The sequence below is a fragment of the Methylobacterium nonmethylotrophicum genome (assembly GCF_004745635.1).
Lineage (GTDB): Bacteria > Pseudomonadota > Alphaproteobacteria > Rhizobiales > Beijerinckiaceae > Methylobacterium > Methylobacterium nonmethylotrophicum.
This window is the reverse complement of sequence record NZ_SRLB01000015.1, coordinates 106,897-130,138: the sequence shown is the minus strand read 5'-3', so window position 1 is coordinate 130,138 and position 23,242 is coordinate 106,897. Positions and strand designations below refer to the sequence as shown.

Annotated in this window: 21 protein-coding genes; 13 read left to right on the top strand and 8 right to left on the bottom strand. The window is 72.2% G+C overall.

All coding sequences use genetic code 11. The features are described 5' to 3' along the window. On the top strand, positions 1 to 495 hold the full coding sequence (locus EU555_RS20830; RefSeq protein WP_135417148.1) for an NUDIX hydrolase: 495 nt from the start codon (positions 1 to 3) through the stop codon (positions 493 to 495). Here EU555_RS20830 and EU555_RS20825 read toward each other — a convergent pair. The 4 genes from EU555_RS20825 to EU555_RS20810 form a co-directional block, all read right to left on the bottom strand. Continuing rightward, positions 492 to 686, bottom strand: a complete 195-nt coding sequence (locus tag EU555_RS20825) for a hypothetical protein (protein ID WP_135417147.1) — start codon at positions 684 to 686, stop codon at positions 492 to 494. The genes EU555_RS20830 and EU555_RS20825 overlap by 4 nt on opposite strands. Positions 687 to 1,291: 605 nt before the next feature. Continuing rightward, positions 1,292 to 1,582 carry a hypothetical protein gene (locus EU555_RS20820; RefSeq protein WP_135417146.1) on the bottom strand — a complete coding sequence of 97 codons (291 nt, stop codon included), beginning with the start codon at positions 1,580 to 1,582 and terminating at the stop codon, positions 1,292 to 1,294. Between the two features lie 167 nt (positions 1,583 to 1,749). Then, entirely contained in the window at positions 1,750 to 1,935 is a 186-nt protein-coding gene (locus EU555_RS20815; protein ID WP_099904877.1) for a YegP family protein, read from the bottom strand. Between the two features lie 433 nt (positions 1,936 to 2,368). Continuing rightward, entirely contained in the window at positions 2,369 to 3,922 is a 1,554-nt protein-coding gene (locus tag EU555_RS20810; protein WP_135417145.1) for a DEAD/DEAH box helicase, read from the bottom strand. Between the two features lie 324 nt (positions 3,923 to 4,246). Here EU555_RS20810 and EU555_RS20805 point away from each other — a divergent pair, with 324 nt between their 5' ends. Continuing rightward, a complete protein-coding gene (locus EU555_RS20805) occupies positions 4,247 to 5,320 on the top strand; it encodes an NAD(P)H-dependent flavin oxidoreductase (protein WP_135417144.1) in 1,074 nt (357 codons plus the stop codon). A gap of 38 nt (positions 5,321 to 5,358) precedes the next feature. Here EU555_RS20805 and EU555_RS20800 read toward each other — a convergent pair whose 3' ends face one another. Beyond that, a complete protein-coding gene (locus tag EU555_RS20800; RefSeq protein WP_135417143.1) occupies positions 5,359 to 6,324 on the bottom strand; it encodes a C45 family autoproteolytic acyltransferase/hydrolase in 966 nt (321 codons plus the stop codon). 243 nt (positions 6,325 to 6,567) lie between these two features. On the opposite strand from EU555_RS20800, the gene EU555_RS20795 reads away from it, so the two are divergent. Next, positions 6,568 to 6,819 (top strand): hypothetical protein, encoded by a 252-nt coding sequence (locus EU555_RS20795; protein ID WP_135417142.1) that lies wholly within the window; start codon positions 6,568 to 6,570, stop codon positions 6,817 to 6,819. A 78-nt stretch (positions 6,820 to 6,897) separates the two neighbouring features. Here EU555_RS20795 and EU555_RS20790 read toward each other — a convergent pair whose 3' ends face one another. Next, complete coding sequence (locus EU555_RS20790; RefSeq protein WP_135417141.1) at positions 6,898 to 8,349, bottom strand: MFS transporter; 1,452 nt, start codon at positions 8,347 to 8,349, stop codon at positions 6,898 to 6,900. A gap of 105 nt (positions 8,350 to 8,454) precedes the next feature. Then, positions 8,455 to 8,853, bottom strand: a complete 399-nt coding sequence (locus EU555_RS20785; protein ID WP_135417140.1) for a PaaI family thioesterase — start codon at positions 8,851 to 8,853, stop codon at positions 8,455 to 8,457. A 74-nt stretch (positions 8,854 to 8,927) separates the two neighbouring features. Between EU555_RS20785 and EU555_RS20780 the strand changes: the two genes are divergently transcribed. The 6 genes from EU555_RS20780 (at position 8,928) to EU555_RS20755 (ending at position 15,592) form a co-directional block, all read left to right on the top strand. Continuing rightward, positions 8,928 to 9,629 carry a histidine phosphatase family protein gene (locus tag EU555_RS20780; protein WP_135417139.1) on the top strand — a complete coding sequence of 234 codons (702 nt, stop codon included), beginning with the start codon at positions 8,928 to 8,930 and terminating at the stop codon, positions 9,627 to 9,629. A gap of 187 nt (positions 9,630 to 9,816) precedes the next feature. Further along, complete coding sequence (locus EU555_RS20775) at positions 9,817 to 11,013, top strand: ABC transporter substrate-binding protein (protein WP_135417204.1); 1,197 nt, start codon at positions 9,817 to 9,819, stop codon at positions 11,011 to 11,013. 115 nt (positions 11,014 to 11,128) lie between these two features. Beyond that, on the top strand, positions 11,129 to 12,157 hold the full coding sequence (locus EU555_RS20770; protein ID WP_135417138.1) for a cyclase family protein: 1,029 nt from the start codon (positions 11,129 to 11,131) through the stop codon (positions 12,155 to 12,157). Positions 12,158 to 12,164: 7 nt separating this feature from the next. After that, positions 12,165 to 13,316 carry an NADH:flavin oxidoreductase/NADH oxidase gene (locus EU555_RS20765; protein WP_135417137.1) on the top strand — a complete coding sequence of 384 codons (1,152 nt, stop codon included), beginning with the start codon at positions 12,165 to 12,167 and terminating at the stop codon, positions 13,314 to 13,316. 263 nt (positions 13,317 to 13,579) lie between these two features. After that, a complete protein-coding gene (locus EU555_RS20760) occupies positions 13,580 to 14,530 on the top strand; it encodes a 3-hydroxyacyl-CoA dehydrogenase family protein (protein WP_135417136.1) in 951 nt (316 codons plus the stop codon). A 66-nt stretch (positions 14,531 to 14,596) separates the two neighbouring features. Continuing rightward, the gene (locus tag EU555_RS20755) at positions 14,597 to 15,592 is read left to right on the top strand and encodes a glucokinase (RefSeq protein ID WP_135417135.1); all 996 of its coding nucleotides are present in this window, start codon (positions 14,597 to 14,599) and stop codon (positions 15,590 to 15,592) included. Between the two features lie 268 nt (positions 15,593 to 15,860). Here EU555_RS20755 and EU555_RS20750 read toward each other — a convergent pair whose 3' ends face one another. Further along, a complete protein-coding gene (locus EU555_RS20750; RefSeq protein ID WP_245524405.1) occupies positions 15,861 to 18,377 on the bottom strand; it encodes a glycogen/starch/alpha-glucan phosphorylase in 2,517 nt (838 codons plus the stop codon). A gap of 680 nt (positions 18,378 to 19,057) precedes the next feature. Here EU555_RS20750 and EU555_RS20745 point away from each other — a divergent pair. From EU555_RS20745 to EU555_RS20730, 4 genes are all read left to right on the top strand, one after another. Further along, positions 19,058 to 20,662: an alpha-amylase family glycosyl hydrolase gene (locus tag EU555_RS20745; protein WP_135417203.1), complete on the top strand. Its 1,605-nt coding sequence runs from the start codon at positions 19,058 to 19,060 to the stop codon at positions 20,660 to 20,662. Between the two features lie 356 nt (positions 20,663 to 21,018). Then, a complete protein-coding gene (glgA, locus tag EU555_RS20740; RefSeq protein ID WP_245524411.1) occupies positions 21,019 to 22,434 on the top strand; it encodes a glycogen synthase GlgA in 1,416 nt (471 codons plus the stop codon). A 277-nt stretch (positions 22,435 to 22,711) separates the two neighbouring features. After that, complete coding sequence (locus tag EU555_RS20735; RefSeq protein ID WP_245524404.1) at positions 22,712 to 23,050, top strand: ArsR/SmtB family transcription factor; 339 nt, start codon at positions 22,712 to 22,714, stop codon at positions 23,048 to 23,050. Next, the gene (locus EU555_RS20730; RefSeq protein WP_135417132.1) at positions 23,047 to 23,220 is read left to right on the top strand and encodes a metallothionein; all 174 of its coding nucleotides are present in this window, start codon (positions 23,047 to 23,049) and stop codon (positions 23,218 to 23,220) included. Before EU555_RS20735 ends, EU555_RS20730 begins: the two co-directional genes overlap by 4 nt. The last annotated feature ends 22 nt before the right edge of the window (positions 23,221 to 23,242 follow it).

The following is a 23,242-nucleotide window of genomic DNA, read 5'->3' as shown; positions in this document are numbered from 1 at the left end:
ATGCGCGAGCGCCCGGCATCCCGGCTCCTCGTCCTCGACGGCGAGGAGCGCCTGCTCCTGTTCCGCTTCGTCTTCCGCACCGGGGCGCTCGCCGGCGAGGATTATTGGGCGACGCCGGGCGGTGCCGTCGAACCCGGGGAGAGCTTCGGGGAGGCCGCCATTCGGGAATTGCGCGAGGAGACCGGCCTGACCTGCCCGGAGACGGCGCCGGAGATCGGCGAGCGCGTGTTCACGATGCAGCTGGCGGACGGCGAGTGGGTGCGGGCGCGGGAGCGCTTCTTCGCCGTCCGGCCCGGGTCCGACCGCCTGTCCCGCGACGGCTGGACGCCGAACGAGGTCGAGGTCCTGGCCGACCATCGTTGGTGGCCGCGGGCGGCGCTGGCGGCGGCCGACGTGCAAATCTATCCGGAGGATATCCTGGTGCTCTACGACGCGGCGGTCGCCGCCCTCGAGGGTCCCGCGGAGCCCGCGGGACCGGGTGGTGCCCGCGGTTAGGCGCGGGTGAGCTCGGCGTCGAGCGAGGCCAGTTCGGTGCGTGCCTGGGAGATCAGGCGGGCGTGCTGGAGCTGGAGGGCGCGGCTGTTGGCACCGAGGCCCGCCGAGGAGCGGATCTCGGCGAGGACCCGCTCGTAATCCTGGATCTGCGCTTCGACGCGCCGGCGGCGTTCCGCGAGGGTGTGCGGCATTCCGGTTCCCCTTGGTTGGTGGGCGGACGCGCTCCCGCAGGAGCGGTCACCATGGTCCAAGCCTGGCCGCCGGAACGGCCAAGCTCTGACGAGCATGGTCATCTATGGGGCGAGAATGCGGCAGACCCGCCACGGGTGAGGCGTCGGTCGGGCCGCCGTCCTGAGCGCGGGCCGCCATGCGGGCGGGGGTCGGTGTCGTCCCGCTCGGACCGATGCGGCCCGCCGCAATCCTTCCGGCATCGCGCTGGATCACGAACGGGCGGTTCTTCGCCGGGACCACTGTGTCCTACGACGTCCGTGGCGAGGACCGGGTCGACACGGCCGGGCGCCCGCGCGACGAGGCGATCGCCCGCAACCTCGACATCGTCAGCGCCGACGCGGCGCGGCCCGGCCGGCACGCGACCGACAGGGCCGAGTTCGTCGATGCCCCGAAGCGGGTGTCTCGGTGCTGGGCAACGCCGGATGCACGACGGCTCGTCCCTCGGGCAGGCGAGGCGCGGCGAGCAATCCACGAGTGCGCGGCCACGACACGGCGCGGACGGGCCAAGCCGGTGGACGTCGCCGAGGCCGGAGGCCGCCCGGACGAGCGGCCTCCAGAGGGCGGGTCAGTACCCGCGATAGAAGCCCCGCGGGCCGTGGCCCCAGCCGCGGTGACCGCCCCAGTAGTGATGACGGCGGAACCCGTAGGCGCGGCCGTAGGGCGGGCCGAAATGGCGGCGGTAGCCGTAGCCGGGGCCGCCCCAGTGGCGGTGGCGGCCGTAATAGCCGTACTGGGCCCAGCTGATGGGCGCCGACGCAGCGGCGGTCTCGCTCAACGGAGCGGCGGTCGCGCCCTGCGGCATGGCGGCGGCACCGCCCAGAATCAGGCCAGCGGCCAGCATCACGGTCTTCAGCACGTCGTCGGTCCCTCGCTCATGCGGGCGCCCGGAGGCGCATGCCTCCGGATTGGAAGCGTGGACGGCTGAAACGCACGGGGAGTGGAAAGCGTTGCGCCGCTTGCGTCACACGGTGAACGGTTCGTGGCCGACCGGAAGGAGCCGGGTCCCGGCCGCGAACGGCGCCGTCAGGCCATCTTGAGGGTCATGTCGACGACCCGGGCGTTGGCGGCCCCCTTCACCAGGGCGATGCCGTGCTCGCAATCCTCGCGGCGAGCGTAGCCCTCGCCCGAATCGGCCACCACCTCGCCGTTCTCGGCCCGCAGCCGCCAGCGCCACTCGCCCTTGCCGTCCCGGTAGAGTTCGAAGCGCATCGGGGTCTCCTTTTCCTCCCACGGAAGATGGTGTGGCGCGCCCGTGCGGCAACGGCGCGCGGCCGTCATCGCGAGGCTTGGCACCGAGCCTCCGACGCAGCCTGGCCGTTTTTGCCATGCTGTCCCGGGTCGAGGAGGTCGCGATGAAGAACCGGATCGAGGCACAGGCCTGCACGGGCCATGCGAGCGACACCGCAGGCGATCCGGTCCCGAGCGAGCAGTAGCACGCGGGCCGGCTCGGCGCGTTGCAGATCCTGGTGGATAAGGGGATGCGCAGCGGCGTGAGCGGCCGCACGCCCGACGACATTCGCGTCTCGGCCGGGTGAAGCTCGCCGTCGCGGGCAGGTGCCAGTAATCCGTAAAAAATGCGAGAAGCCCGCGCTCCTTTTGTGGAACGCGGGCTTCTCGGTTCATTCAACCTGGATCAGGCGATTCAGCGCGGCGCGCGGTCGAGCCAGCCGATGGCGCGGCCGTCGCGGTTGCCGCCGCCCGCCGGGCGCTGCTGGCGATTGCCGTCGGGGCGCGGACCGCCCTGGGGACGCGGCTGCCCTTGCGGACGGCCCTGGCCCTGCGGGCGAGCCTGCCGGCCCTCCTGCGGCCCGCCGCGGACGTCCTGACCACCGCGGCCGTCATGGGCGCGGGGCTCATGGGCGCGCGGCTCGCGGTGCTCCTGCGGCCGGCCGGCACCGTGGCGCGGCTGACCCTGCCGGTTGCCGCCGGGCTGGCCCTGGCGCTGGCCGGGCTGCTGGCCGCGGCCGCCGCCGGGACGCTGGCCGCGCGGGCCGGGCTGGCGCCGGTCGCGCTCGGCCTCGGCGACGGCCTGGGCGGCCTCCTCGCGGCTCGGGGGCACGAAGCCCTCGGGGATCGCCATGACCGGCACCTTCTGGCGGGTCAGGCGCTCGATGTCGCGCAGGTACGCCCGCTCCTCGTCGTTGCAGAACGAGATTGCTAGGCCGTCGGCGCCGGCGCGGGCGGTGCGGCCGATGCGGTGGACATAGGCCTCCGGCACGTTCGGCAGGTCGAAGTTGACGACGTGCGACACGCCCTCGACGTCGATGCCGCGGGCCGCGATGTCGGTCGCGACCAGCACCCGGCAGGTGCCGGCCCGGAAGGCGGCGAGCGCCCGCTCGCGCTGCGGCTGCGACTTGTTGCCGTGGATCGCCGCGGAGCCGATGCCGTCGCGCTCCAGGCCGCGCACGACCCGGTCGGCGCCGTGCTTGGTGCGGGTGAAGACCAGCACCCGGTCGATCGATGCGTCGCGCAGGATCGTGCCGAGCAGCGCCTGCTTCGAGCCGGTTGGCACGAAGACGACCTTCTGGTCGACCCGCTCGGCGGTGGTGGCGACCGGGGTCACCGCGACCTGCACGGGGTTCTTCAGGTACTGGTCGGCGAGGCCGGCGATGTTCTTCGGCATGGTGGCCGAGAAGAACAGGCTCTGGCGCTGGGCCGGCAGCAGCTTCACGATGCGCTTCAGCGCGTGGATGAAGCCGAGGTCGAGCATCTGGTCGGCCTCGTCGAGGACCAGGTACTCGACGCCGTCGAGGGTCAGCGAGCGGCGGTCGATCAGGTCGAGGAGCCGGCCCGGGGTGGCCACCAGCACGTCGACGCCGTTGGCGAGCGCCCGCTCCTGGCGGCCGATGGTGACGCCGCCGAACACCACCGTGGTGGTGAGCTTCAGGAACTGGCCGTACTCCTTGAAGCTGTCGGCGATCTGGCTGGCGAGCTCGCGGGTGGGGGCGAGCACCAGCACGCGGCAGCCGCGGCGCGGGGCGTGCTTGGCCGGAGCCTCGCTGGCGAGACGGTGCAGGATCGGCAGAGCGAAGGAGGCGGTCTTGCCGGTGCCGGTCTGGGCGATGCCGCACAGGTCCTTGCCCTGCATGGCCGGCGGGATCGCCTGCGCCTGGATCGGGGTCGGCGTGACGTAGCCGGCCTGGGCGAGCGCCTTCAGGATCGGCGCCGCGAGGCCGAAATCGGTGAATTGAGTCACAGTGTTCTTCTTGGGATTTGGCAGCGGGATCGCCGCAAGGCGCGCGCAACGCACGGCCCTCATCGCGATCCGATGTCGGGAGACCGCCCGCGTGATGGAGCGATCCGGAGGGACGAGCGATTAAGAGAGGGCCGGGCCTGCCGCGCAGGTGCCGCGGCGAAATCCGTCACGCAGCCCTCTCGAGCGGACCATGGTCGGCCGCTGACGCTGCAATCCGCCATATGGCGTTGTGCGGGTGCGAAGTCAATCGGCTGAGCGTGCGGCGCTTGCGCGGGACGGCGCACGGTTGATACCGGAGACGAGCATTTCCCGGAGCCCGCCGCCATGCCCGCCCTCCACCCCGCCCTCGCCCGCGCGGAGGCCTTCGCGGCCTCGTACGGCCTGCGCCGGCCCCTGCTCCTCGCCCCGATGGCGGGGGCCTGCCCGCCGGCGCTCTCGGTCGCGGTGATGCGGGAAGGCGGGCTCGGGGCCTGCGGGGCGCTGCTGATGCAGCCGGCGGCGATCCGGGCCTGGGCGGATGCGGTGCGGGAGGCCGGCCCCTACCAGATCAACCTGTGGATCCCCGATCCCGCCCCGGCCCGCGACCCCGCCCACGAGGCGTCGCTCCGCGCCTTCCTGGGCGGGTTCGGCCCGGCGGTGGCGCCGGAAGCCGGGGACGCGACGCCGCCGGACTTCGCCGCCCAGTGCGAGGCCCTGCTCGAGGCCCGGCCCCCCATCGTGTCCTCGGTGATGGGGCTCTACCCGCCGGACTTCGTCGCGCGGCTGAAGGCGCACGGCATCGCCTGGTGGGCCAACATCTCGACGGTAGCGGAGGCGCTCGCGGCGCAAGCCGCCGGGGCCGACGCGGTGGTGGCGCAGGGCGCCGAGGCCGGCGGGCATCGCGGCTGCTTCGACGCCGCGCAGGCCGAGACCGGGATGGTCGGGCTGATGGCCCTGCTGCCGGCGGTCGTCGATGCGGTGCGGATCCCGGTCGTCGCCACCGGCGGCATCGCCGATGCCCGGGGAGCCGCCGCGGCGCTGCTGCTCGGCGCCAGCGCCGTGCAGGTCGGCACCGGCTTCCTGCGCTGCCCCGAGGCCGGGATCGCGCCCGCCTGGGCCGAGGCGCTCGGCCGCGCCCGCCCCGAGGACACCCGCCTGACCCGCGCCTTCAGCGGCCGCACCGGCCGCAGCCTCGCCACCGCCTACGTGGCGGCCGCCGCGGGGCCGGACGCGCCGGCTCCCGCCCCCTACCCGGTCCAGCGCGGCCTGACGCAGGGGATGCGCGAGGCGGCCGTGCGGGAGGGCGACGTCGCGCGCATGCAGGCCTGGGCCGGGCAGGCGGCGGGGCTCGCCCGGGCGGTGCCGGCGGGCGAGGTGGTGCGGGGGATCTGGGACGGGGTCGGGCACATGCTGCGATAGGGGCGGCACGCACCGGCGCGGTCACGCCACGGGCCGCCTCACCGCTCCAGCGCGCCGTAATCGTGGGTGTAGGCACCCTCCTCGAACCGGTCGAAGCTCTGGCTCCAGCTTCGGCCGGGCCAGAGGTAGTCGACGCGGCCCGCCGCCGGCCGGTACACGGCGGTGTAGGCCGTGGTGAAGCTGGCCTTTCGCGAGTAGAGCGGCGGTTCGAAGAAGCGGGCCGTCAGCGTCGACAGGGTGGCGGACGGCGCGGCGAGCGCCTCCTCCAGCAGGCGCTGGCGCAGGGCCGAGCGCGAGGCGGGCGAGGCCCGCTCCTGGTGGTTCGTGCAGGCCATCTGGCGGGTCACGGCGGGCTCGCGCCGGGGCCCGAGGAAGACCGTGGCGTGGTCGCCCCACCTGTCGAGGAGCGTGACGTTGTGGAGCTGCGCGGCCGGGAGGCGGCAGAGGGCGTCCACCGCCTCGCGGACCGAGGCGCAGGTCTCCAGCACGTAGCGCAGCATCAGGATGATGGCGAAGCCTTGCCCACGCCGGGCGATGCCCCCGAGGGTGCAGCTGGCAACCAACCCGTCGTCGTTCATCCCGTCGAGGCAGCCGCCCCAGGGCCGCTGACCCATCGCGATCACGCGCCGCCCGGACCACGCGGTCAGCTCGATCCGGCCGGTGATGACGGGCAGGGGAAAGTCGTAGTTGCGCACGAGCGCCGGACCGTCCTCGCCCAGCCACACCGCCTGGCTGCATCCCTGGCGGTGCGCCGCCGGGCGATAATGGCTGAGGATGCGGTGGGCGAGGTCGTCGTCGCCGACCATGCCGCAGGCCTCGTCGTAGTGCGGGACGAGTTCGGGCATGTGGCGCGCGAGGGCGGCCCGGCACGCGGCGGGGGAGGGCAGCGCGGGCGCGCCCTCGCCGATGTACCACCGCGCGGCTTCGTCCCGCCCCTCCCGGAAGCGCGCGAGCCAGTCCGCGCCGGGGCGGTCCTCACGGTGAGCGGTGAACGTCTTCTCCATGGCGCACCGCGTACCAGCCCGTGCGGTGCCGGCGACATGCGGCGATCCGCCCTTGGCGGGCGGCGCGGCGGCGGTCCCTGTCGCCAGAGGCGTCACGACGTCCTCCCCAGGCGGCAACATCCCGCTCACCCCTGACACAAAGGAAGGATCAAGGATTGGCTGATATCCAGTTGGCCCCGACGAACCGTCACCGTGCGCGAAACCTGCCCGGCGAACGGCCCGAACCGTGAGGGAGGCGTCGTCATGGGCTCGCCGATCGGGTCAACCTATACGAATCCGGTGACGGTCAACGGATATGCGTGCTGGAACTGCACGGACGTCGAGAAGGCGAAGCAGTTCGTCAATCCCGCCGCCCGCTCCGACGGCGTCGGGACGGCCGACCGGACTGCGGCGCAGGGCGCGGACCAGGGCCCGGACGGGACCGGCACCCGCCCCGCCTTGTCCGCGGCGGATCGTGCGGCGGGTCTCGGGCGGTTGGTCGACCGCCTCGTGTAGCGGGACGTCGTTGCGTGTCCCGCCGGCAGGAAGCGGCCCGCCCTCATGCCTTGAACCCCCCGGCCGGCCGCGGCCCGCCTATTCGGCCGCCGCCAGGGGCTTCGCCACGTCCTCGAGCGACTTGCGCTCGGCGGCCACGCCCCAGATCCCCGCCACCGCGCCAGCCGCGATCATCAGCACGGAGGCGAGCAGGTAGCCGCCCAGGATCGCCGTGCGGGAATGGCCCTCGATCAGGATGCCGAACAGGGCCGGCCCCACCGCCCCGACCGAGGTACCGACCGCGTAGAACAGCGCGATGGCCAGGGCCCGGATCTCGAGGGGAAACACCTCGCTCACCGTGAGATAGGCCGAGCTCGCCGCCGCCGAGGCGAAGAAGAACACCGCCATCCAGCATAAGGTGAGGGTCGTCGCGGTGACGAGCTCCTGCTGGAACGCGAGCCCGCTCAAGGCCAGCAGCACGCCCGACATCCCGTAGGTGAGGGCGATCATCGGCTTGCGGCCGACCGTGTCGAACAGCCGCCCGAGCAGCACCGGTCCCAGGAAGTTGCCGGCCGCGAAGGGCAGGATGTACCAGCCGACGCCGTCCGCCGGCACCCGGTAGAAGTCGATCAGGATCAGCGCGTAGGTGAAGAAGATCGCGTTGTAGAAGAAGGCCTGGGCCGACATCAGGGCGAGGCCGACCCAGGCCCGCTGCCGGTAGGCCTTCAGGGCGGAGAAGACCTCCGCGAGCGGGGTGTGGCTGCGCTGGCGCAGCCGCGCCTTCGGGAACGGCCCCTCGCTCAGGGCGTGGCCTTCTGCGCGGAAGCGCGCCTCGATCCCGGTCACCAGCGCCTCGGCCTCCTGCGACCGGCCATGGGTCATCAGCCAGCGCGGGCTCTCGGGGATCCAGGTGCGTAAGGCGAGGATGATGAGGCCCAGGAAGGCGCCGAGCCCGAAGGCGACGCGCCAGCCCGTATCCGGCCCGAACAGGGCCGGATCGAGCACGATCAGCGAGGTGCCGGCGCCGAGCACCGCCCCGAGCCAGAAGCTGCCGTTGATGACGAGGTCGGTCCAGCCCCGGGCCCGGGCCGGGATCAGCTCCTGGATCGTCGAGTTGATCGCCGTGTACTCGCCGCCGATGCCGGCCCCGGTGAGGAAGCGGAAGAGGCAGAAGCTCCACAGGTTCCAGGACAGGCCGGTGGCGGCAGTGGCCGCGAGATAGACCGCCAGCGTGATGAAGAAGAGTTTCTTCCGGCCCAGCCGGTCGGTGAGCCAGCCGAAGCCGACCGCCCCCAGCACTGCGCCGGCGAGGTAGCTCGAGGTGGCGAGCCCGATCTCGGCATTGGAGAAGTGCAGCGTCGGGCTCGCCTTGAGGGCGCCGGCGAGCGCGCCGGCGAGCGTCACCTCGAGCCCGTCGAGCACCCAGGTGATGCCGAGGGCCAGCACCACCAGGGTGTGGAACCGGCCCCAGGGCAGCCGGTCGAGCCGGGCCGAGACGTCGGTCTCGATCACGTCGCCGGGGGCGGCGCGGGTCTCGCGGGGAGGCGTCATCGGGGCCTTTCTGGCGCGCGGGCCGGACCATGTCCCGGGAAGATGGTTCCCGGGCCCGCGACGGGAACCCGCAACAGGCCGGAAACATTCGGCCGGCGCGAGGCCCTACCCCTTCGCGCCGACCGGCTTGAACACGCCCGTGGAGGTCGCCACCACCCGCCCGGCCTCGTCGCGGATCTCGGCGTCGCAGAACAGGATCGACTGGCCGGCCCGCGCCACCCGCCCCTCGGCCAGGAGCACGCCGTGGCCGGGCGAGAGGAAGCGCGTCTGCATGTCCAGCGTCACCACCGGCCGGCCGGCGGTGAGCCGGGCCACCGTGCCCATGGCGATGTCGAGGAGGGTGCAGAGGATGCCGCCATGGGCGATGCCGAGGTTGTTGCCGTGCTGCGGCCCGAGCGCGAGGCGCAGGCGCGTGCACCCGTCGACGACGCCCAAGGCCTCGATGCCGCAGAGCCGGGCGAACGGAATGTTCGCCCCGAAGATCAAGTCGTCCGCCTCGTCCATCCATCCGCTCCGTCGTGACGGCCGCAGCTATGGGGAGAGTTCGCCGGCCTGGCAATTCGGGCTATGAGGGGGCCATGAGCGACCAGACCCCGCGCGACCAGACCCCCTCCCCCTTCGTCCGCACCCGCTGGTGGTGGGTGCGCCACGCGCCCGTGCGGGGCGATGGCGGCCGCATCTATGGCGGCAGCGACATCCCGTGCGATTGCGGCGACGCCCACGTCTTCTCCGGCCTCGCGCCGGTTCTGCCCCGCGGCGCGGTCTGGGTCGCGAGCCATCTCGGCCGCACGCACCAGACCGCCGAGGCCCTGTGGCAGGCCGGCGACTTCACGGTGGACGGTACCGTCCCCCACCTCACCGCCCTGCCGGCGCTGGCCGAGCAGAATCTCGGCGCCTGGCAGGGCCGGGACCGGGCCCGCTTCTTCGCCGAGCGCCAGCCGCTCGCCGCGAGCTACTGGTTCGCCCCCGCCGACGAGCGCCCCCCGGGCGGCGAGAGCTTCTCCGAGCTCTGCGAGCGGGTGAACGCCGCGATCGCCGAGCTCACCGCCGAGCATAGCGGCCGCGACATCGTGGCGGTCGCCCATGGCGGCACGATCCGGGCCGCGATCGCGCTCGCGCTGAACCTTCCCCCCCAGGGCGGCCTCGCCTTCGCGATCGAGAACTGCTCGCTCACCCGCCTCGATCATTACGACAGCCCGGACGGGGCCGGCTGGCGCGTCGGGATGGTGAACGCGCAGCCCTGGCTCGGGGCCGGCGAGGGGGCCGGGCCGGCGGCGTGAGCGGGGGGCATACCGCGTTTACAGCACCGCCCCGCTTCCCCCGCGGTTGACAACCGGGTCCCCTTGTCCGGACCATGCACGCGGGCGCCCTCGACGGCGTACCGCACGAACGAACGTCTTCGACGAAGGACGGACCCGGGTGAGGATAGCGCTTCTGGCGGCGGCTCTGGCCGTCGCTTTGCCTGGCATGGCTTGGCAAGGGATGGCTCGCGCGCAGCAGGCGCCGGCCGCGAATTCACAAAAGGTTTCCGACGGGGTCGTGCGCCTCGGCTTCCTGCTCGACATGTCGGGGCCTTACGCCGACGTGACCGGGCCCGGGAGCGCCGCGGCGGCCCGCATGGCGGTGGAGGATTTCGGCGGCAAGGTGCTGGGCGCCCCCGTCGAGGTCGTGGTCGCCGACCACCAGAACAAGCCCGACATCGCGGCGGCGACGGCGCGAGCCTGGTTCGATACGGCTGGGGTCGACGCGATCCTGGACGTGGCGGCCTCCGCCACCGCGCTCGCCGCCGCCGACATCGCCAGGGCCAAGAACAAGGTGATCGTGTTCAACGGGCCGGGCGCGGTGCGGCTCACCAACGAGGCCTGCTCCCCCGTCTCCGTGCACTGGGCCTACGACACCTACGCGCTCGCCAATTCCACCGCGCTCGCCACCGTCAAGGCCGGGGGCGATTCGTGGTTCTTCGTCACCGCCGACTACGCCTTCGGCCAGGACCTCGAGCGCGACGCCGGCGCGGTGGTGAAGGCCAATGGCGGCAAGGTGCTGGGCGGGGTGCGGGTGCCGCTCAACACCGCGGACTTCTCGTCCTTCCTGCTCCAGGCGCAGGGCTCGGGCGCCAAGGTGGTCGGGCTCGCCAATGCGGGCGCCGACACCACCAACGCGATCAAGCAGGCCTCCGAGTTCGGCCTGACGCAAGGAGGCCAGAAGCTCGCCGGTTTGCTGGTCTACATCAGCGACGTCCACAGCCTGGGCCTCAAGGCAACGCAGGGCATGCTGCTGACCGAAGGCTTCTACTGGGACCTCAACGACGAGACGAGGGGATGGTCGAAGCGCTACTTCGAGCGCGTCGGCAAGATGCCGAACATGTCCCAGGCCGGCGTCTACTCGACGGTGATGCACTACCTGAAGGCCGTCCAGAAGGTCGGCACCGACGAGACCTCCGCCGTGATGACGGCGATGCGCGAGACGCCGGTCGACGATTTCTACGCCCGCGGCGGGCGCATCCGGGAGGACGGCCGCATGATCCACGACATGTACCTGTTCGAGGTCAAGAAGCCGGAGGACTCGAAGGGCCCCTGGGACCTGTACCGGCTCGTCGCGACCATTCCGGGCGAGCAGGCCTTCCAGCCGCTCTCCGCCTCCCGCTGCCCCCTGGTGAAGAAATGACCCCGATGGCCGGAACACTTCGACCGAACGGCCCCCGGCCATCGGCAAGCGCGACTGCGCGCCGCCGCGCGTGCGGCGGACCGCCCTCGCGGCGTCAGCAGCGAGGGCCACACGCATGACGCTCCGCTGGCGCCGCCGCCCGGAGGGCTCGACCTGGGGCGATTTCGGCCCCGACGACGAGCTCGGCCGGCTCAACCTCCTGACCCCCGAGAAGGTGCGCCAGGGTGCGGCCGAGGTGCGGGAGGGCCTGACCTTCTGCCTCAGCCTGCCCCTCGACTTTCCGGGCGGCAACGTGCTCAACCCCCGCCGCCACCCGCCGCAGGTCCGCCCGACCGTGCGGGCGAGCGGCCGGCCGAACATGAACTTCCTCGTCTGCGAGGAGGTGCCGGACGCCACCGACGTCATCAGCGACGACCTCGCGGTGCTGCACCTGCAATACTCGACGCAGTGGGACAGCCTCGCCCATGTCGGCTCGCTGTTCGACGTCGAGGGGGACGGCACCCCGCGGCCGGTCTACTACAACGGCTTCCGGGCCGGCTCCGACATCACCGGGCCGACGACGCCCGCGGAGGCGGGCGCGCCGTCCCGCGCCCAGGCCCTCGGCATCGAGCGCCTGGCCGAGCGCGGCATGCAGGGCCGCGGCGTGATGATCGACCTCCACGCCCATCTCGGCGACGCCCGGGTGGCGGTGGGCTACGACCAGTTGCGGCGCATCCTCGATGCCGACGGCGTCGCGGTCGAGCCCGGCGACATGGTCTGCCTGCACACGGGCTTCGCCGAGCGGCTGCTCGGCATGAACCGCAACCCCGACCCGGCGGTCGTCCACGACCTCTGCGCCGGCCTCGACGGGCGCGACCGGAAGCTCCTGAACTGGATCACCGATTCGGGGATGGCCGCCCTCATCGCCGACAACTACGCCGTCGAGGTCCACCCGGCGCTGCCCGGCGACGGCTGCTGCGCCACCCTGCCGCTGCACGAGCACTGCCTGTTCCGTCTCGGGGTCAATCTCGGCGAGCTGTGGCACCTCACCCCGCTCGCGACCTGGCTGCGGGCGAACGGGCGCCACCGCTTCCTCCTGACCGCGCCCCCCTTGCGGCTGCCCGGCGCGGTCGGCTCGCCGACGACGCCGATCGCGACCGTGTGAGGACCGCATGACCGCACGGCTCTTCACCCCCGTCTCGTTGCGGGAGGTCCGCCTCCGCAACCGCGTCGTGATCCCGCCGATGTGCCAGTACTCGGCGAAGGGTGGGATCGCGGGCGACTACCACCTCGTCCATTACGGCCGCTTCGCCCTCGGGGGCGCCGGGCTGGTGATCCTGGAGGCGACCGCGGTGGTGCCGGAGGGGCGCATCACCCACGGCGATCTCGGGATCTGGTCGGACGTCCACGGCCAGGCCCTGGCCCGGATCGCCGCCTTCCTGAAGGCGCAAGGGGCGGTGGCCGGATTGCAGCTCGCGCATGCCGGCCGCAAGGCCAGCATGCAGCGGCCTTGGGAGGGCAACGGGCCGCTCTCTGCGGACGAGATCGCCCGCGGCGAGGCGCCGTGGCCGATCGTGGCGCCGAGCGCGATCCCCCTCGACGAGGGCTGGCTGATGCCGGCGGAACTCACCCCCGCCGACCTCGACGGCCTCACCGCCGCCTTCGTGGCGGCGGCGCGGCGGGCGCATGAGGCGGGCTTCGAGGTGATCGAGCTCCACGCCGCCCACGGCTACCTGCTCCACACCTTCCTGTCGCCGCTGACCAACCGGCGCGCGGATTCCTTCGGCGGCGAGCGGGCGGGGCGGATGCGGTTTCCCCTCGGCGTCGCCCGGGCCCTGCGGCAGGCCTGGCCGGCGGAGAAACCCCTCTTCGTGCGGGTCTCGGCGGTCGACGGGCTCGAGGGCGGCCTGTCCCTCGACGACACCCTCGCCTTCGCGGGCGAGTTGCGGGCGCTCGGCATCGACGTCCTCGACTGCTCCTCGGGCGGGCTCGCCGGCTCGGCCACCGCCGCCCGGATCCGGCGCGACTACGGCTTCCAGGTCGGCTTCGCCGAGGCCGTGAAGCGGGAGACGGGGCTGTCCACCATGGCGGTCGGCCTGATCGTCGATCCGCGCCAGGCGGAGGCGATCGTGGCGGAGGGCCGCGCCGACCTCGTGGCGGTCGGGCGCGAGGCCTTGGCCGATCCGAACTGGGCGGTCCGGGCGAGCCGGGCCCTCGACGCGGCGGAGAAGCCGGGATTCGCGGCCTGGCCGGAGCAGGCGGGGTGGTGGCTGGAGCGGCGCGAGCGGGACATCGCGCGGCTGGGGCCGTGGCGGCCGGCGTAGAGGCCGGAGAGCCGGCTTCGCTCACCCACGACCTCATCCTGAGGTGTCAGTCGATGAACATCGACTGACCTCGAAGGAGGTCTCAAGAAGCCTCAGGTCCATCTGGAGCCCTCCTTCGAGGCTCAGCGATCTCCGATCGCCGGCACCTCAGGACGAGGTTGCGGAGTGCATGAGCCAATGTTTCGCCGGCTATCAACGACGTCCTGGCCGGTATCCAGGCGTTACGGTTGGCGAAGATCGAAACGATCGGACGGGAGAACCACATGAGCGAGATCGCGGTCGTCGGAGCCGGCTTGATGGGGCATGGCATCGCCCTGGTGCTGGCGCTCGGCGGACACCGGGTGCGGCTGACCGACAGCCGGCCGGAGACCCTGGAGCGGGTGCCGGGGCTGATCGCCTCGGCCCTCGACACCCTGCGCGAGGCCGGCGCCGTCGCGCCCGAGTGGACGCCGGAGCGGGTGGCGGAGGTGATTCGCCTCGAGCCCGACCTCGCCAGGACCGTGGCGGGGGCGAGCCTCGTCATCGAGGCGATCACCGAGAACCCGGAGGCCAAGCGCGCGCTGTTCGCCGAGCTCGACCGGCTCTGCGAGCCCGAGACCCGGATCGCCAGCAACACCAGCTACCTCGACGTCTTCCCGTTGATCCCGGAGGCGCGCCAGGCCCGCGCCCTGGTGATGCACTGGTACACCCCGCCCTACATCGTCGACCTCGTCGACGTGGTGCCGGGGCCGCAGACCGATCCGGCGGTGATCGAGGAGGCGCGCCAGCTCGTCCTCGGCCTCGGCCAGGTGCCGATCGTGCTCAAGCGGTTCATCCCGGGCTACGTCGCCAACCGGATCCAGTCGGCGATCTCGGCCGAGGTCTACCACCTCCTCGACGAGGGCGTGGCGTCGGCGCGCGAGATCGACGACGCGATCATCCACGGCCTGGCCCTGCGCATCCCGATCCTCGGCCACCTCGCCAAGGCGGACTTCACCGGCATCGAATTGCTGCGCCACGCGCTCGCCAATGCGAGCTACAGCCCGCCGCCGGCCCGCACCCGCTCGGAGTCGATCGACGACCTGGTGGCGCAGGGGCGCACCGGCGTGATGGCCGGCAAGGGCTTCTTCGACTGGGGCGGCCGCGACCCGGCCGAGCTGTTCCGCGACCGCGACCGGCGCCTGCTCGCCCTCAAGCGCGCGATGAAGGATGTCGGCCGGATGGAGGGCGCCTGACGCCCTGTCGACCGGAGCCGCCGCGACGCTATAACCGAAAGCCTTGAGCGCTCCGGAGGCGATGCGGTGGCCCAGTTCGAGTTCCCGGTCCTGTTCGGCGACATCGGTGGCACCAACGCGCGCTTCGCCGTGCAGGAGACGCCCGGGGCCGCCCCGGTGGTGCTCACCCACGACAAGACCGCTGCCCATCCCGACCCGAGCGCGGCGATCCGCGCCGCGCTCGCGACGAGCGCGGTGGCCCCGCCCCGCTCCGCCATCCTGGCGGTGGCGGCCCGGGTCGACGGGCCGGCGGTCCACCTCACCAACGCCCATTGGGTGATCGAGGGCGAGCGGATCGGCCGCGATTTCGGCCTCGCGAGCTGCCGGATCGTCAACGATTACGTGCCGGTGGCGGCCGGCGCCGCCGCCCTCGACCCGGCCGGGCGCGACCGCTCGATCCTGGCCCCGGTCGGCCCGGTCCTGTCGCCGAAAGGCGGGGCGCGGCTGGTGCTCGGCCCCGGCACCGGCTTCGGCGCCGCGGCTCTGGTGCCCTACGGCAAGCAGCTCGCCATCGTGTCGACCGAGGCCGGCCACACCGATTTCGGGCCGAGCGACGCCGAGGAGGCCGCGTTCTGGCCGCAGCTCGCCCGGATCGAGGGCCGGATCACCGTCGAATCCCTGCTCTCCGGCCCCGGCCTCACCCGGCTCCATGCCGGTCTCGGCGGCGGCGAGAGGGACGCGAAGGACATCACCGAACGCGGAATGTCGGGGGACGATCCGGCAGCGCAGCGGACGCTCCGGGTGTTCTCCAGGCTGCTCGGGCGCGTCTGCGGCGACCTCGCCCTCACCTTCCTGGCGACCGGCGGCGTCTATATCGGCGGCGGCATCGCGCCCCGGATCCTCGACGTGCTCAACGACGGCACCTTCCGGGCCGCCTTCGAGCACAAGCCGCCCTTCTCCGACCGGATGCGGCAGATCCCGACCTGCGTCATCACCATCGCCGACCCGGCCCTCACCGGCCTCTCCGCATTGGCCTGCCACCCGGACCGGTTCGCCTATGACGGGCAGTTCTGGACGGCGTGAGCGCGTGATGACGGGGATCCGTGCAGGTCAAAGGCCCCGTTCACCCCCACCCGCGACCTCATCCTGAGGTGCCGAAGCAAAGCGTAGGCCTCGAAGGAGGTTTCCAGATGTCTCGGTGCTTCCTGGAGCCCTCCTTCGAGGCACGCTGCGCGTGCACCTCAGGATGAGGTCGTGGATAGGATGAACTGGAATTTTCCTCGGGATTGGCATGGACGACAAAGCCCCGCGGCGCGGGCCGCGGGGCTTCATCGTCGTCAGGTCAGGGCCGTCAGGCCACCCGCACCCGCCAGATCTCCTCGGCGTATTCCCGCATCGTGCGGTCGGAGGAGAACCACGCCGTGCGGGCGGTGTTGAGGATCGCCGCGCGCCACCAGGCGCGAGGCCGGCGCCAGGCCGCGTCGACCTCGCGCTGCGCCCGCCAGTAATCGTCGAAATCGGCGGTGAGCAGGAAGCGGTCGGAGTGGGTCAGCTCGTCGACGAGGGGGCGGAAGCGGCCCGGCTCGGCCGGCGAGAACCCGCCCGCCGCGATCATGTCGAGGGCGGCGCGCAGGCGGGGCGAGGCCGCGATGGCGCGTCCCGCATAGCCCGGCTCGGCCTTCACCCGCTGCACGCCCTCCGCGTCGAGGCCGAAGATGAAGATGTTCTCAGGGCCGACGTGGTCCTTGATCTCGATATTGGCGCCGTCGAGCGTGCCGATGGTGAGCGCGCCGTTGAGCGCGAGCTTCATGTTGCCGGTGCCCGAGGCCTCGAGGCCGGCGGTCGAGATCTGCTCCGACAGGTCGGCGGCCGGGATGATCGATTCGGCGAGGCTCACCGAGTAGTTCGGCACGAAGGCGACGGTCAGGCGGCCGGCCACGTCCGGATCGGCGTTGACGCGCTTGGCGACGTCGCTGGCGAGCCGGATGATCAGCTTGGCCTGGTGGTAGCTCGGCGCCGCCTTGCCGGCGAACAGCTTGACCCGGGGCGTCCAGTCGCGGTGCGGCTCGGCCTTGATCGCCTGGTAGAGCGCGACCGTCTCCAGGATGTTGAGGAGCTGGCGCTTGTACTCGTGGATGCGCTTGATCTGGACGTCGTACAGCGCCTCCGGATCGAGGGCGATGCCGGTGCGGTCCTCGACCACCCGGGCGAGGGCCTCCTTGCGCTCGCGACGCACGGCCGCGTAGCGCGCCTGGAAGGCGGCATCGTCGGCGAGGGCGGCCAGGCCCTCGAGATGGCGCGGATCGTCGAGCACCTTCGTGCCGACCGCCTCGACGGCGAGCCGCGTCAGGCCCGGATTGGCGTTGTGGAGCCAGCGCCGGAAGGTGATGCCGTTGGTCTTGTTGACGATCTTGTCGGTGTCGAGGGCGTGGAGCGGCGCGAACACCGTCTGGCGCATCAGCTCGGTGTGCAGCGCCGAGACGCCGTTGACCCGCCGGGCGCCGAGGAAGGCGAGGTGCCCCATCCGCACCCGCTTGCCGTGGCTCTCGTCGATCAGCGAGACCTCGGCGAGCTGCGCCAGGGACGCGCCGTGCTTCGACACCTCCTCGAGATGCATCCAGTTGATGAGATAGATGATCTGCATGTGGCGCGGCAGCAGCCGCTCCATCAGCTCCACCGGCCAGGTCTCGAGGGCCTCCGGCATCAGGGTGTGGTTGGTGTAGCCGAGCGTCTGGGTGGTGACGTGCCAGGCATCCTCCCAGGACAGGCCGTGGACGTCGACGAGGAGCCGCATCAGCTCCGGCACCGCGATGGCCGGGTGGGTGTCGTTGAGCTGGATCGCGGCGTGATCGGGCAGCGAGCGCAGGTCGCCGCGCTCGGCGACGTGACGGCGCACCAAGTCCTGGAGCGAGGCCGAGGTGAAGAAGAATTCCTGGCGCAGGCGCAGCTCCTGGCCGGCCGGCGTGCCGTCGCTGGGGTAGAGCACCCGCGAGATCGCCTCGGCCCGCGCACGGTCGGCGACCGCCCCGACATGGTCGCCGGCATTGAAGCGGGCGAGGTCCACGGGCTCGACCGCGCGGGCGGCCCAGAGGCGCAGCGCGTTGACGTGCTTGGCGCCGCGGCCGATCACCGGGGTGTCGTAGGGCACGGCGCGCACGGTCTCGGCCGGGCGCCAGACGCGGCGCAGCGTCCCGTCGGGCTGGACGCTCATCGCGACGTCGCCGCCGAAGCCGACCTCGCAGGCGGCCTCCGCCCGCTCGAACTCCCAGGGGTTGCCTTCCGCGAGCCAGGTCTCCGGCACCTCGCGCTGCACCCCGTCCTCGATCACCTGCCGGAAGAGGCCGTGATCGTAGCGGATGCCGTAGCCGTAGGCGGGAATGGCGAGGCTCGCCATGCTCTCCATGAAGCAGGCGGCGAGCCGCCCGAGGCCGCCATTGCCGAGCGCCGCGTCGGGCTCGGCGCCCGCAACCAGGTCGAGGTCGACGTCGAGGCCGGCCAGCGCCGCCCGCACGGTCTCGGCGACGCCGAGATTGCCCATCGCGTCGGAGAGCAGGCGCCCGATCAGGAACTCGAGCGAGAGATAGTGCACGCGCTTCGGGGGCACGGTGCCGGCCGACGCCGCGGAGGCGGCCACGGCCCGGTCGCGCAAGGCCAGCGCGGTGGCGGCGAACCAGTCGCGGTCGCGCGCCGTCGCGGGCGTCTTGCCGAGGCCGTAGACGAGCCTGGCGAGGATCGCCTCACGCATCGTCGCGACCTCGTCGCCCGCGGGCGCGGCCTGCGCCGCCTGCGGCATCCAGGAGCGCGGCGTCTCCGCGTCCCGCGGGGTCTCGTCGCGCTGGCGACCGGATAGAATTGCTTCGTTCAGCACCTTGGAACCCCCTTCGCCACCGCAGGTCTCTCGTCGCTGCATCGCGATCTGTGTCGCGTGCGTTGCAGCTAACCTTCGGCCACGGCAGCATCGTGTGGCTGTGGAGCGGCGATGTCGAGACGCCGAGACCAGATTTGGAACGCGTCTTTCCGCGTGTTGCTGTCCCGACACGTCTCACGCAAACAAGACTTGATTTTGGCGAAGCGGCCTGAAGCGAGTGTGAACGCGCGCCTCGCCGCCCGCATGCCGGACCTTAGGGTTAAGACTTGGGCCGGCTTACCCCAGCGGAAGGGTTAAGCCTTGGGTCTGAGCCCCGGATCGCGGCGCACCGCCCTTTCGGCGGATTCGTCTGGCTCGGGCGCGAACGCGCCCCCTCCCCGCCAGCGTGTCGCGGCACCCGCATGACGGCAGCCAGGTCATGATGGCAGCCATGTGATGCAGGATTGCCACGCTAAGGTCCCGCGCGCAGGGGCGCGGGAACCGGATGCAGTGGCGCGTCTTCCCCGCAGGGCGCCGCCGCGGGCGCTGATATAAGGGCCGCCGCCCACCCGCTCAACCCCGGCGCCGGTCGCGGCGCCTGCCAGGAACCCAGCGTGCAGGAGCCCAGCATGACCGAGGACGCGACCCGTGGACGCTCGCCCGCGGCGCCTTCGACCGTGGCCGCAGGGCCCGAGCGCCTGCTGGCGGGCGAGCTGTGGTGGAAGGCCGGGATCGTCTACCAGGTCTATCCGCGCTCGTTCCAGGACACGGACGGCGACGGGGTCGGCGACCTGAAGGGCATCGTCGCCCGGCTCGACTACCTCGCCTGGCTCGGCGTCGACGCCCTGTGGCTGTCGCCGGTCTGCCGCTCGCCGATGGCGGATTACGGCTACGACGTCTCGGATTACCGCGACATCGACCCGCTCTTCGGCACGCTCGCCGATTTCGACGCCCTGGTGGCCGAGGCGCATCGCCGCCGCCTGCGGGTGATCATGGACTTCGTGCCCAACCACACCTCGCAGGAGCATCCCTGGTTCCGCGAGGCCCGCGCCTCCCGCCACAACCCGAAGCGCGACTGGTACATCTGGCGCGATCCCGCTCCCGACGGCGGACCGCCCAACAACTGGATCAGCAATTTCGGCGGCCCGGCCTGGACCCTCGATCCGGCGACGGGCCAGTACTACTACCACGCCTTCCTGCGCGAGCAGCCGGACCTCAACTGGCGCAACCCGGCGGTGCGCGCCGCGATGCTCGACGTGCTGCGGTTCTGGCTCGACCGCGGCGTCGACGGGTTCCGGGTCGACGTGATCTGGCACCTGATGAAGGACGAGCATTTCCGCGACAACCCGGTCAACCCGGACTACGTGGCCGGCGAGCCCGAGATCAACAGCCTGGTCCAGCTCCACTCCGCCGACCAGCCCGAGGTGATGCATGTCATCGCCGAGATGCGGGCGGTGCTCGAGGACTACGACGCGCGGGTGCTGATCGGCGAGATCTACCTGCCGCTGGAGCGGCTCGTCGCCTATTACGGCGTCGACCTGTCGGGCGCCCACCTGCCGTTCAACTTCCAGCTGCTCCAGACGCCCTGGCACGCGGCGGCCGTGGCGGCCCTGGTGGCCGAGTACGAGGCGGCCCTGCCCGAAGGCGGCTGGCCGAACTGGGTGCTCGGCAACCACGACCGGCCGCGCATCGCCGCCCGGGTCGGCGACGCGCAGGCGCGCGTCGCGGCGGTGCTGCTCCTGACCTTACGCGGCACCCCGACGCTGTATTACGGCGACGAGATCGGGCTCGGCGCCGTGCCGATCCCGCCGGAGCGGGTGCGCGACCCCTGGGAGCACAACGAGCCCGGCCTCGGCCGCGACCCGGAGCGCACGCCGATGCAGTGGGCGCCCGGCCCGCATGCCGGCTTCTCCACCGTCGAGCCCTGGCTGCCCCTCGACCCGCAGGCCCAGACCCGCAACGTCGAGGTTCTGCGCGACGACCCGACCTCGATCCTGACCCTGCACCGCCGCCTGATCGCGCTGCGGCGCGAGCATCCGGCGCTGAGCGTCGGGGCCTACCGGGCGGTGTCGGTCGCAGGCGACGTCCTCGTCTACGAGCGCCGGCACGGCGACGAGGTCGTCCGGGTCGCCCTCAATTTCGGGCACGAAGCTTGCTTCACCGACGTGCCGGCCGAGTCGGCCTGGGAGGTGCTGCTGTCGAGCGCCGGCGGCCGGCGCGGCGAAGGCCCCCAGGACGGCCACTTCGCACTTGCGGGAGACGAGGCCCTGGTGCTGATCCGGCGCGCGCCGGCGGCGGACGCCTGAGCTGATCGTCTGCCTGCCTGAGCTTCACCCGTTACACGGCACAGCTTCGGAAAGCGGCGAGAAACGGGTTTTTTGCTTTCCGTTAATTATTTTTGTCTTGCCGCTCTCATCCGTTCTGATATTGTGCACCGCACTGGAACCGGAGCCGCAGCGGTGCGTTGTCGTGGTGTTACGCCGCGGTTATATCCGCTCGGGGTCCGTCCGGCTCGCGGTGTGGGGGCTCATTCATGACATGTCCGGCGTCGGCACGGTCGGCTTCGCAGGCGCCGGCGGTGTCGTCAGAGGGTTCCCCCGACGGAGCCATCGAGGCCGTGCGCGGCTCGCTCCGACCGCGCATCCTCTATGCCACGCCAGAGATGGCCGATTTCGTGAAGACCGGGGGCCTCGGCGAGGTCGCGTCCTCCCTGCCCCGGGCCCTGCGCCAGCACTACGACGTGCGCATCCTGATCCCGGGCTATCGCCAGGTCGTCGACCGCCATCCGGAGATCGCGGTGGTGGCCCAGCTTCCGGGCAGCGCCGACATGCCGCCCTGCGACCTCGGCCTGACCGAGACCGGCGACGGCCTGCCGGTCTACGTCATCATGAGCCCCGACCTCTACGACCGCGACGGCTCGCCCTACGGCGACCAGGGCGTCGACTTCTCCGACAACGACCTGCGCTTCGGCCGCCTCAGCCTCGCGGCCGCCGAGCTCGCCCAGGGCATCGACCCCGCGTGGCGCGCCGACCTCCTCCACCTCAACGACTGGCAGACGGCGCTCGCCCCCGCCTACCTGGCCTGGCGCGGCCAGCGCGTGCCGAGCGTGCTCACCATCCACAACCTCGCCTATCAGGGCCTGTTTCCGTGGGAGAATCTCGGCCGCCTCGGCGTGCCGGAGAGCGCCTTCCACATTGACGGGGTCGAGTTCTACGGCAAGCTCTCCTTCCTCAAGGCCGGCCTGTTCTACGCCTCGCACGTCACCACCGTCAGCGAGACCTACGCCCACGAGATCACCACGCCGGAATTCGGCTGCGGCCTCGACGGGCTCCTGCGCACCCGCGCCCACCAGGGGCGGCTCGCCGGCATCCTCAACGGCATCGACGAGGCCTGGGACCCGCGCACCGATCCCCACCTCGCCACCCGCTTCGAGCCCGACGACTGGAAGGGCAAGCGCGCCAATGCCGACGCGGTGCGCGGCCGGTTCGGCCTCGGCGTCTCGCGGGGACCGCTCTTCGCCATCGTGTCGCGCCTCGTGCACCAGAAGGGCGTCGACCTGACCCTGGCGGCCGCCGAGTCGATCGTCGCGGAGGGCGGGCAGCTCGTGGTGACCGGCCAGGGCGAGCCCCGGTTCGAGGCCGCCTTCCTGGACCTCGCCCGGCGCCATCCCGGTTCCGTCGGGGTGCGGGTCGGCTTCGAGGAGACCGACGCCCACCGGATGTTCGCCGGCAGCGACTTCCTGCTGATGCCCTCGCGCTTCGAGCCCTGCGGCCTCGCCCAGATGTACGCCCAGCGCTTCGGCTCCCTGCCGATCGCGCACCGCACCGGGGGGCTGGCCGACACGGTCGAGGACGGCGTCACCGGCTTCCTGTTCGGCGAGGCCTCGCTCAAGGGCCTCAGCGGCGCCATCCGCCGCGCCTTCGACACCTTCGCGTCGAAGCGCCGCCTCGGCGCGATGCGCCGCAACGCCATGGCGCGCGACTTCGGCTGGGACAGGGCCGCCGAGGGCTACGGCTCGCTCTACACCCGCGCCGTCGGCAACGGGGCCGACCTGATGCGGTCACGCGCCGCCGCCTGACCCTCCCCGGCCCTCGTCTCCCCCGGCCCACACTCCCCGACACTGCGATCGACCAGGGGTCACCGACCTCCGATCCTCAAACCTCATCCCGAGGGTGCGGGTTGGAGATGCGCCGCCGCAGACAGATCGGCCGTGGCGTGTCCCGTGCCCCGGCCCTGCGGCGCGACCGGTGCCGCGAGGCCGATCGCATTCGGGCAAGAGGGACGGTTCCCGCGCTTGACATCGGCCGCCACGCACCAACACATGAGCAGGTGTTCATGCGTTGGTGAGAATCAACGTGCGGCTCCTGTCGCCCGAGCAGGTCGCGGACGTGGCGGAGGTCTTCCGGCTCCTCGGGGAGCCGAACCGCCTGCGCATCGTGCTCGCCTGCCTGGAGGCGGAGAGCACGGTCGGCGAGATCGGCGGGGCGCTCGGCCTGTCGCAATCGCTGACCTCGCACCACCTGCGCCTGCTGCGGACGGCCCGCATCCTGCGCGCGGTCCGCCACGGGCGGCACGTCGCCTACGGCATCGACGACGATCACGTGCGCGACGTCCTCGGCAGCATGGTCGCCCACCTCACCGAGCCGCACGAGCCCGTACGAAACCAGGACCACGAGGAGGAAACGGATCCATGACCGGTACCAACGTCGAGACGGTGAAGTGCGCCTGCGAGGATTGCGTCTGCGTGGTCCCGACCGAGAAGGCGGTATCGCGCCACGGCAAGGCCTTCTGCTGCGACGAGTGCGCCGAGGGCCATCCCCACCATGCCGGCTGCGACTACGCCGGCTGCACCTGCCACGGCTGAGCGCAGGCGGGGTCGCCCTCGG

What these genes read in the sequence shown, in the direction of transcription:
- EU555_RS20765 (WP_135417137.1), top strand. Translation starts at nt 12,165, where the DNA reads ATGACCGCACGGCTCTTCACCCCCGTCTCGTTGCGGGAGGTCCGCCTC.
- EU555_RS20815 (WP_099904877.1), bottom strand. Translation starts at nt 1,935, where the DNA reads ATGCGCTTCGAACTCTACCGGGACGGCAAGGGCGAGTGGCGCTGGCGG.
- EU555_RS20780 (WP_135417139.1), top strand. Translation starts at nt 8,928, where the DNA reads ATGAGCGACCAGACCCCGCGCGACCAGACCCCCTCCCCCTTCGTCCGC.
- EU555_RS20790 (WP_135417141.1), bottom strand. Translation starts at nt 8,349, where the DNA reads ATGACGCCTCCCCGCGAGACCCGCGCCGCCCCCGGCGACGTGATCGAG.
- EU555_RS20770 (WP_135417138.1), top strand. Translation starts at nt 11,129, where the DNA reads ATGACGCTCCGCTGGCGCCGCCGCCCGGAGGGCTCGACCTGGGGCGAT.
- EU555_RS20830 (WP_135417148.1), top strand. Translation starts at nt 1, where the DNA reads ATGCGCGAGCGCCCGGCATCCCGGCTCCTCGTCCTCGACGGCGAGGAG.
- EU555_RS20825 (WP_135417147.1), bottom strand. Translation starts at nt 686, where the DNA reads ATGCCGCACACCCTCGCGGAACGCCGCCGGCGCGTCGAAGCGCAGATC.
- EU555_RS20775 (WP_135417204.1), top strand. Translation starts at nt 9,817, where the DNA reads ATGGCTTGGCAAGGGATGGCTCGCGCGCAGCAGGCGCCGGCCGCGAAT.
- EU555_RS20795 (WP_135417142.1), top strand. Translation starts at nt 6,568, where the DNA reads ATGGGCTCGCCGATCGGGTCAACCTATACGAATCCGGTGACGGTCAAC.
- EU555_RS20760 (WP_135417136.1), top strand. Translation starts at nt 13,580, where the DNA reads ATGAGCGAGATCGCGGTCGTCGGAGCCGGCTTGATGGGGCATGGCATC.
- EU555_RS20785 (WP_135417140.1), bottom strand. Translation starts at nt 8,853, where the DNA reads ATGGACGAGGCGGACGACTTGATCTTCGGGGCGAACATTCCGTTCGCC.
- EU555_RS20730 (WP_135417132.1), top strand. Translation starts at nt 23,047, where the DNA reads ATGACCGGTACCAACGTCGAGACGGTGAAGTGCGCCTGCGAGGATTGC.
- EU555_RS20805 (WP_135417144.1), top strand. Translation starts at nt 4,247, where the DNA reads ATGCCCGCCCTCCACCCCGCCCTCGCCCGCGCGGAGGCCTTCGCGGCC.
- EU555_RS20800 (WP_135417143.1), bottom strand. Translation starts at nt 6,324, where the DNA reads ATGGAGAAGACGTTCACCGCTCACCGTGAGGACCGCCCCGGCGCGGAC.
- glgA (WP_245524411.1), top strand. Translation starts at nt 21,019, where the DNA reads ATGGCCGATTTCGTGAAGACCGGGGGCCTCGGCGAGGTCGCGTCCTCC.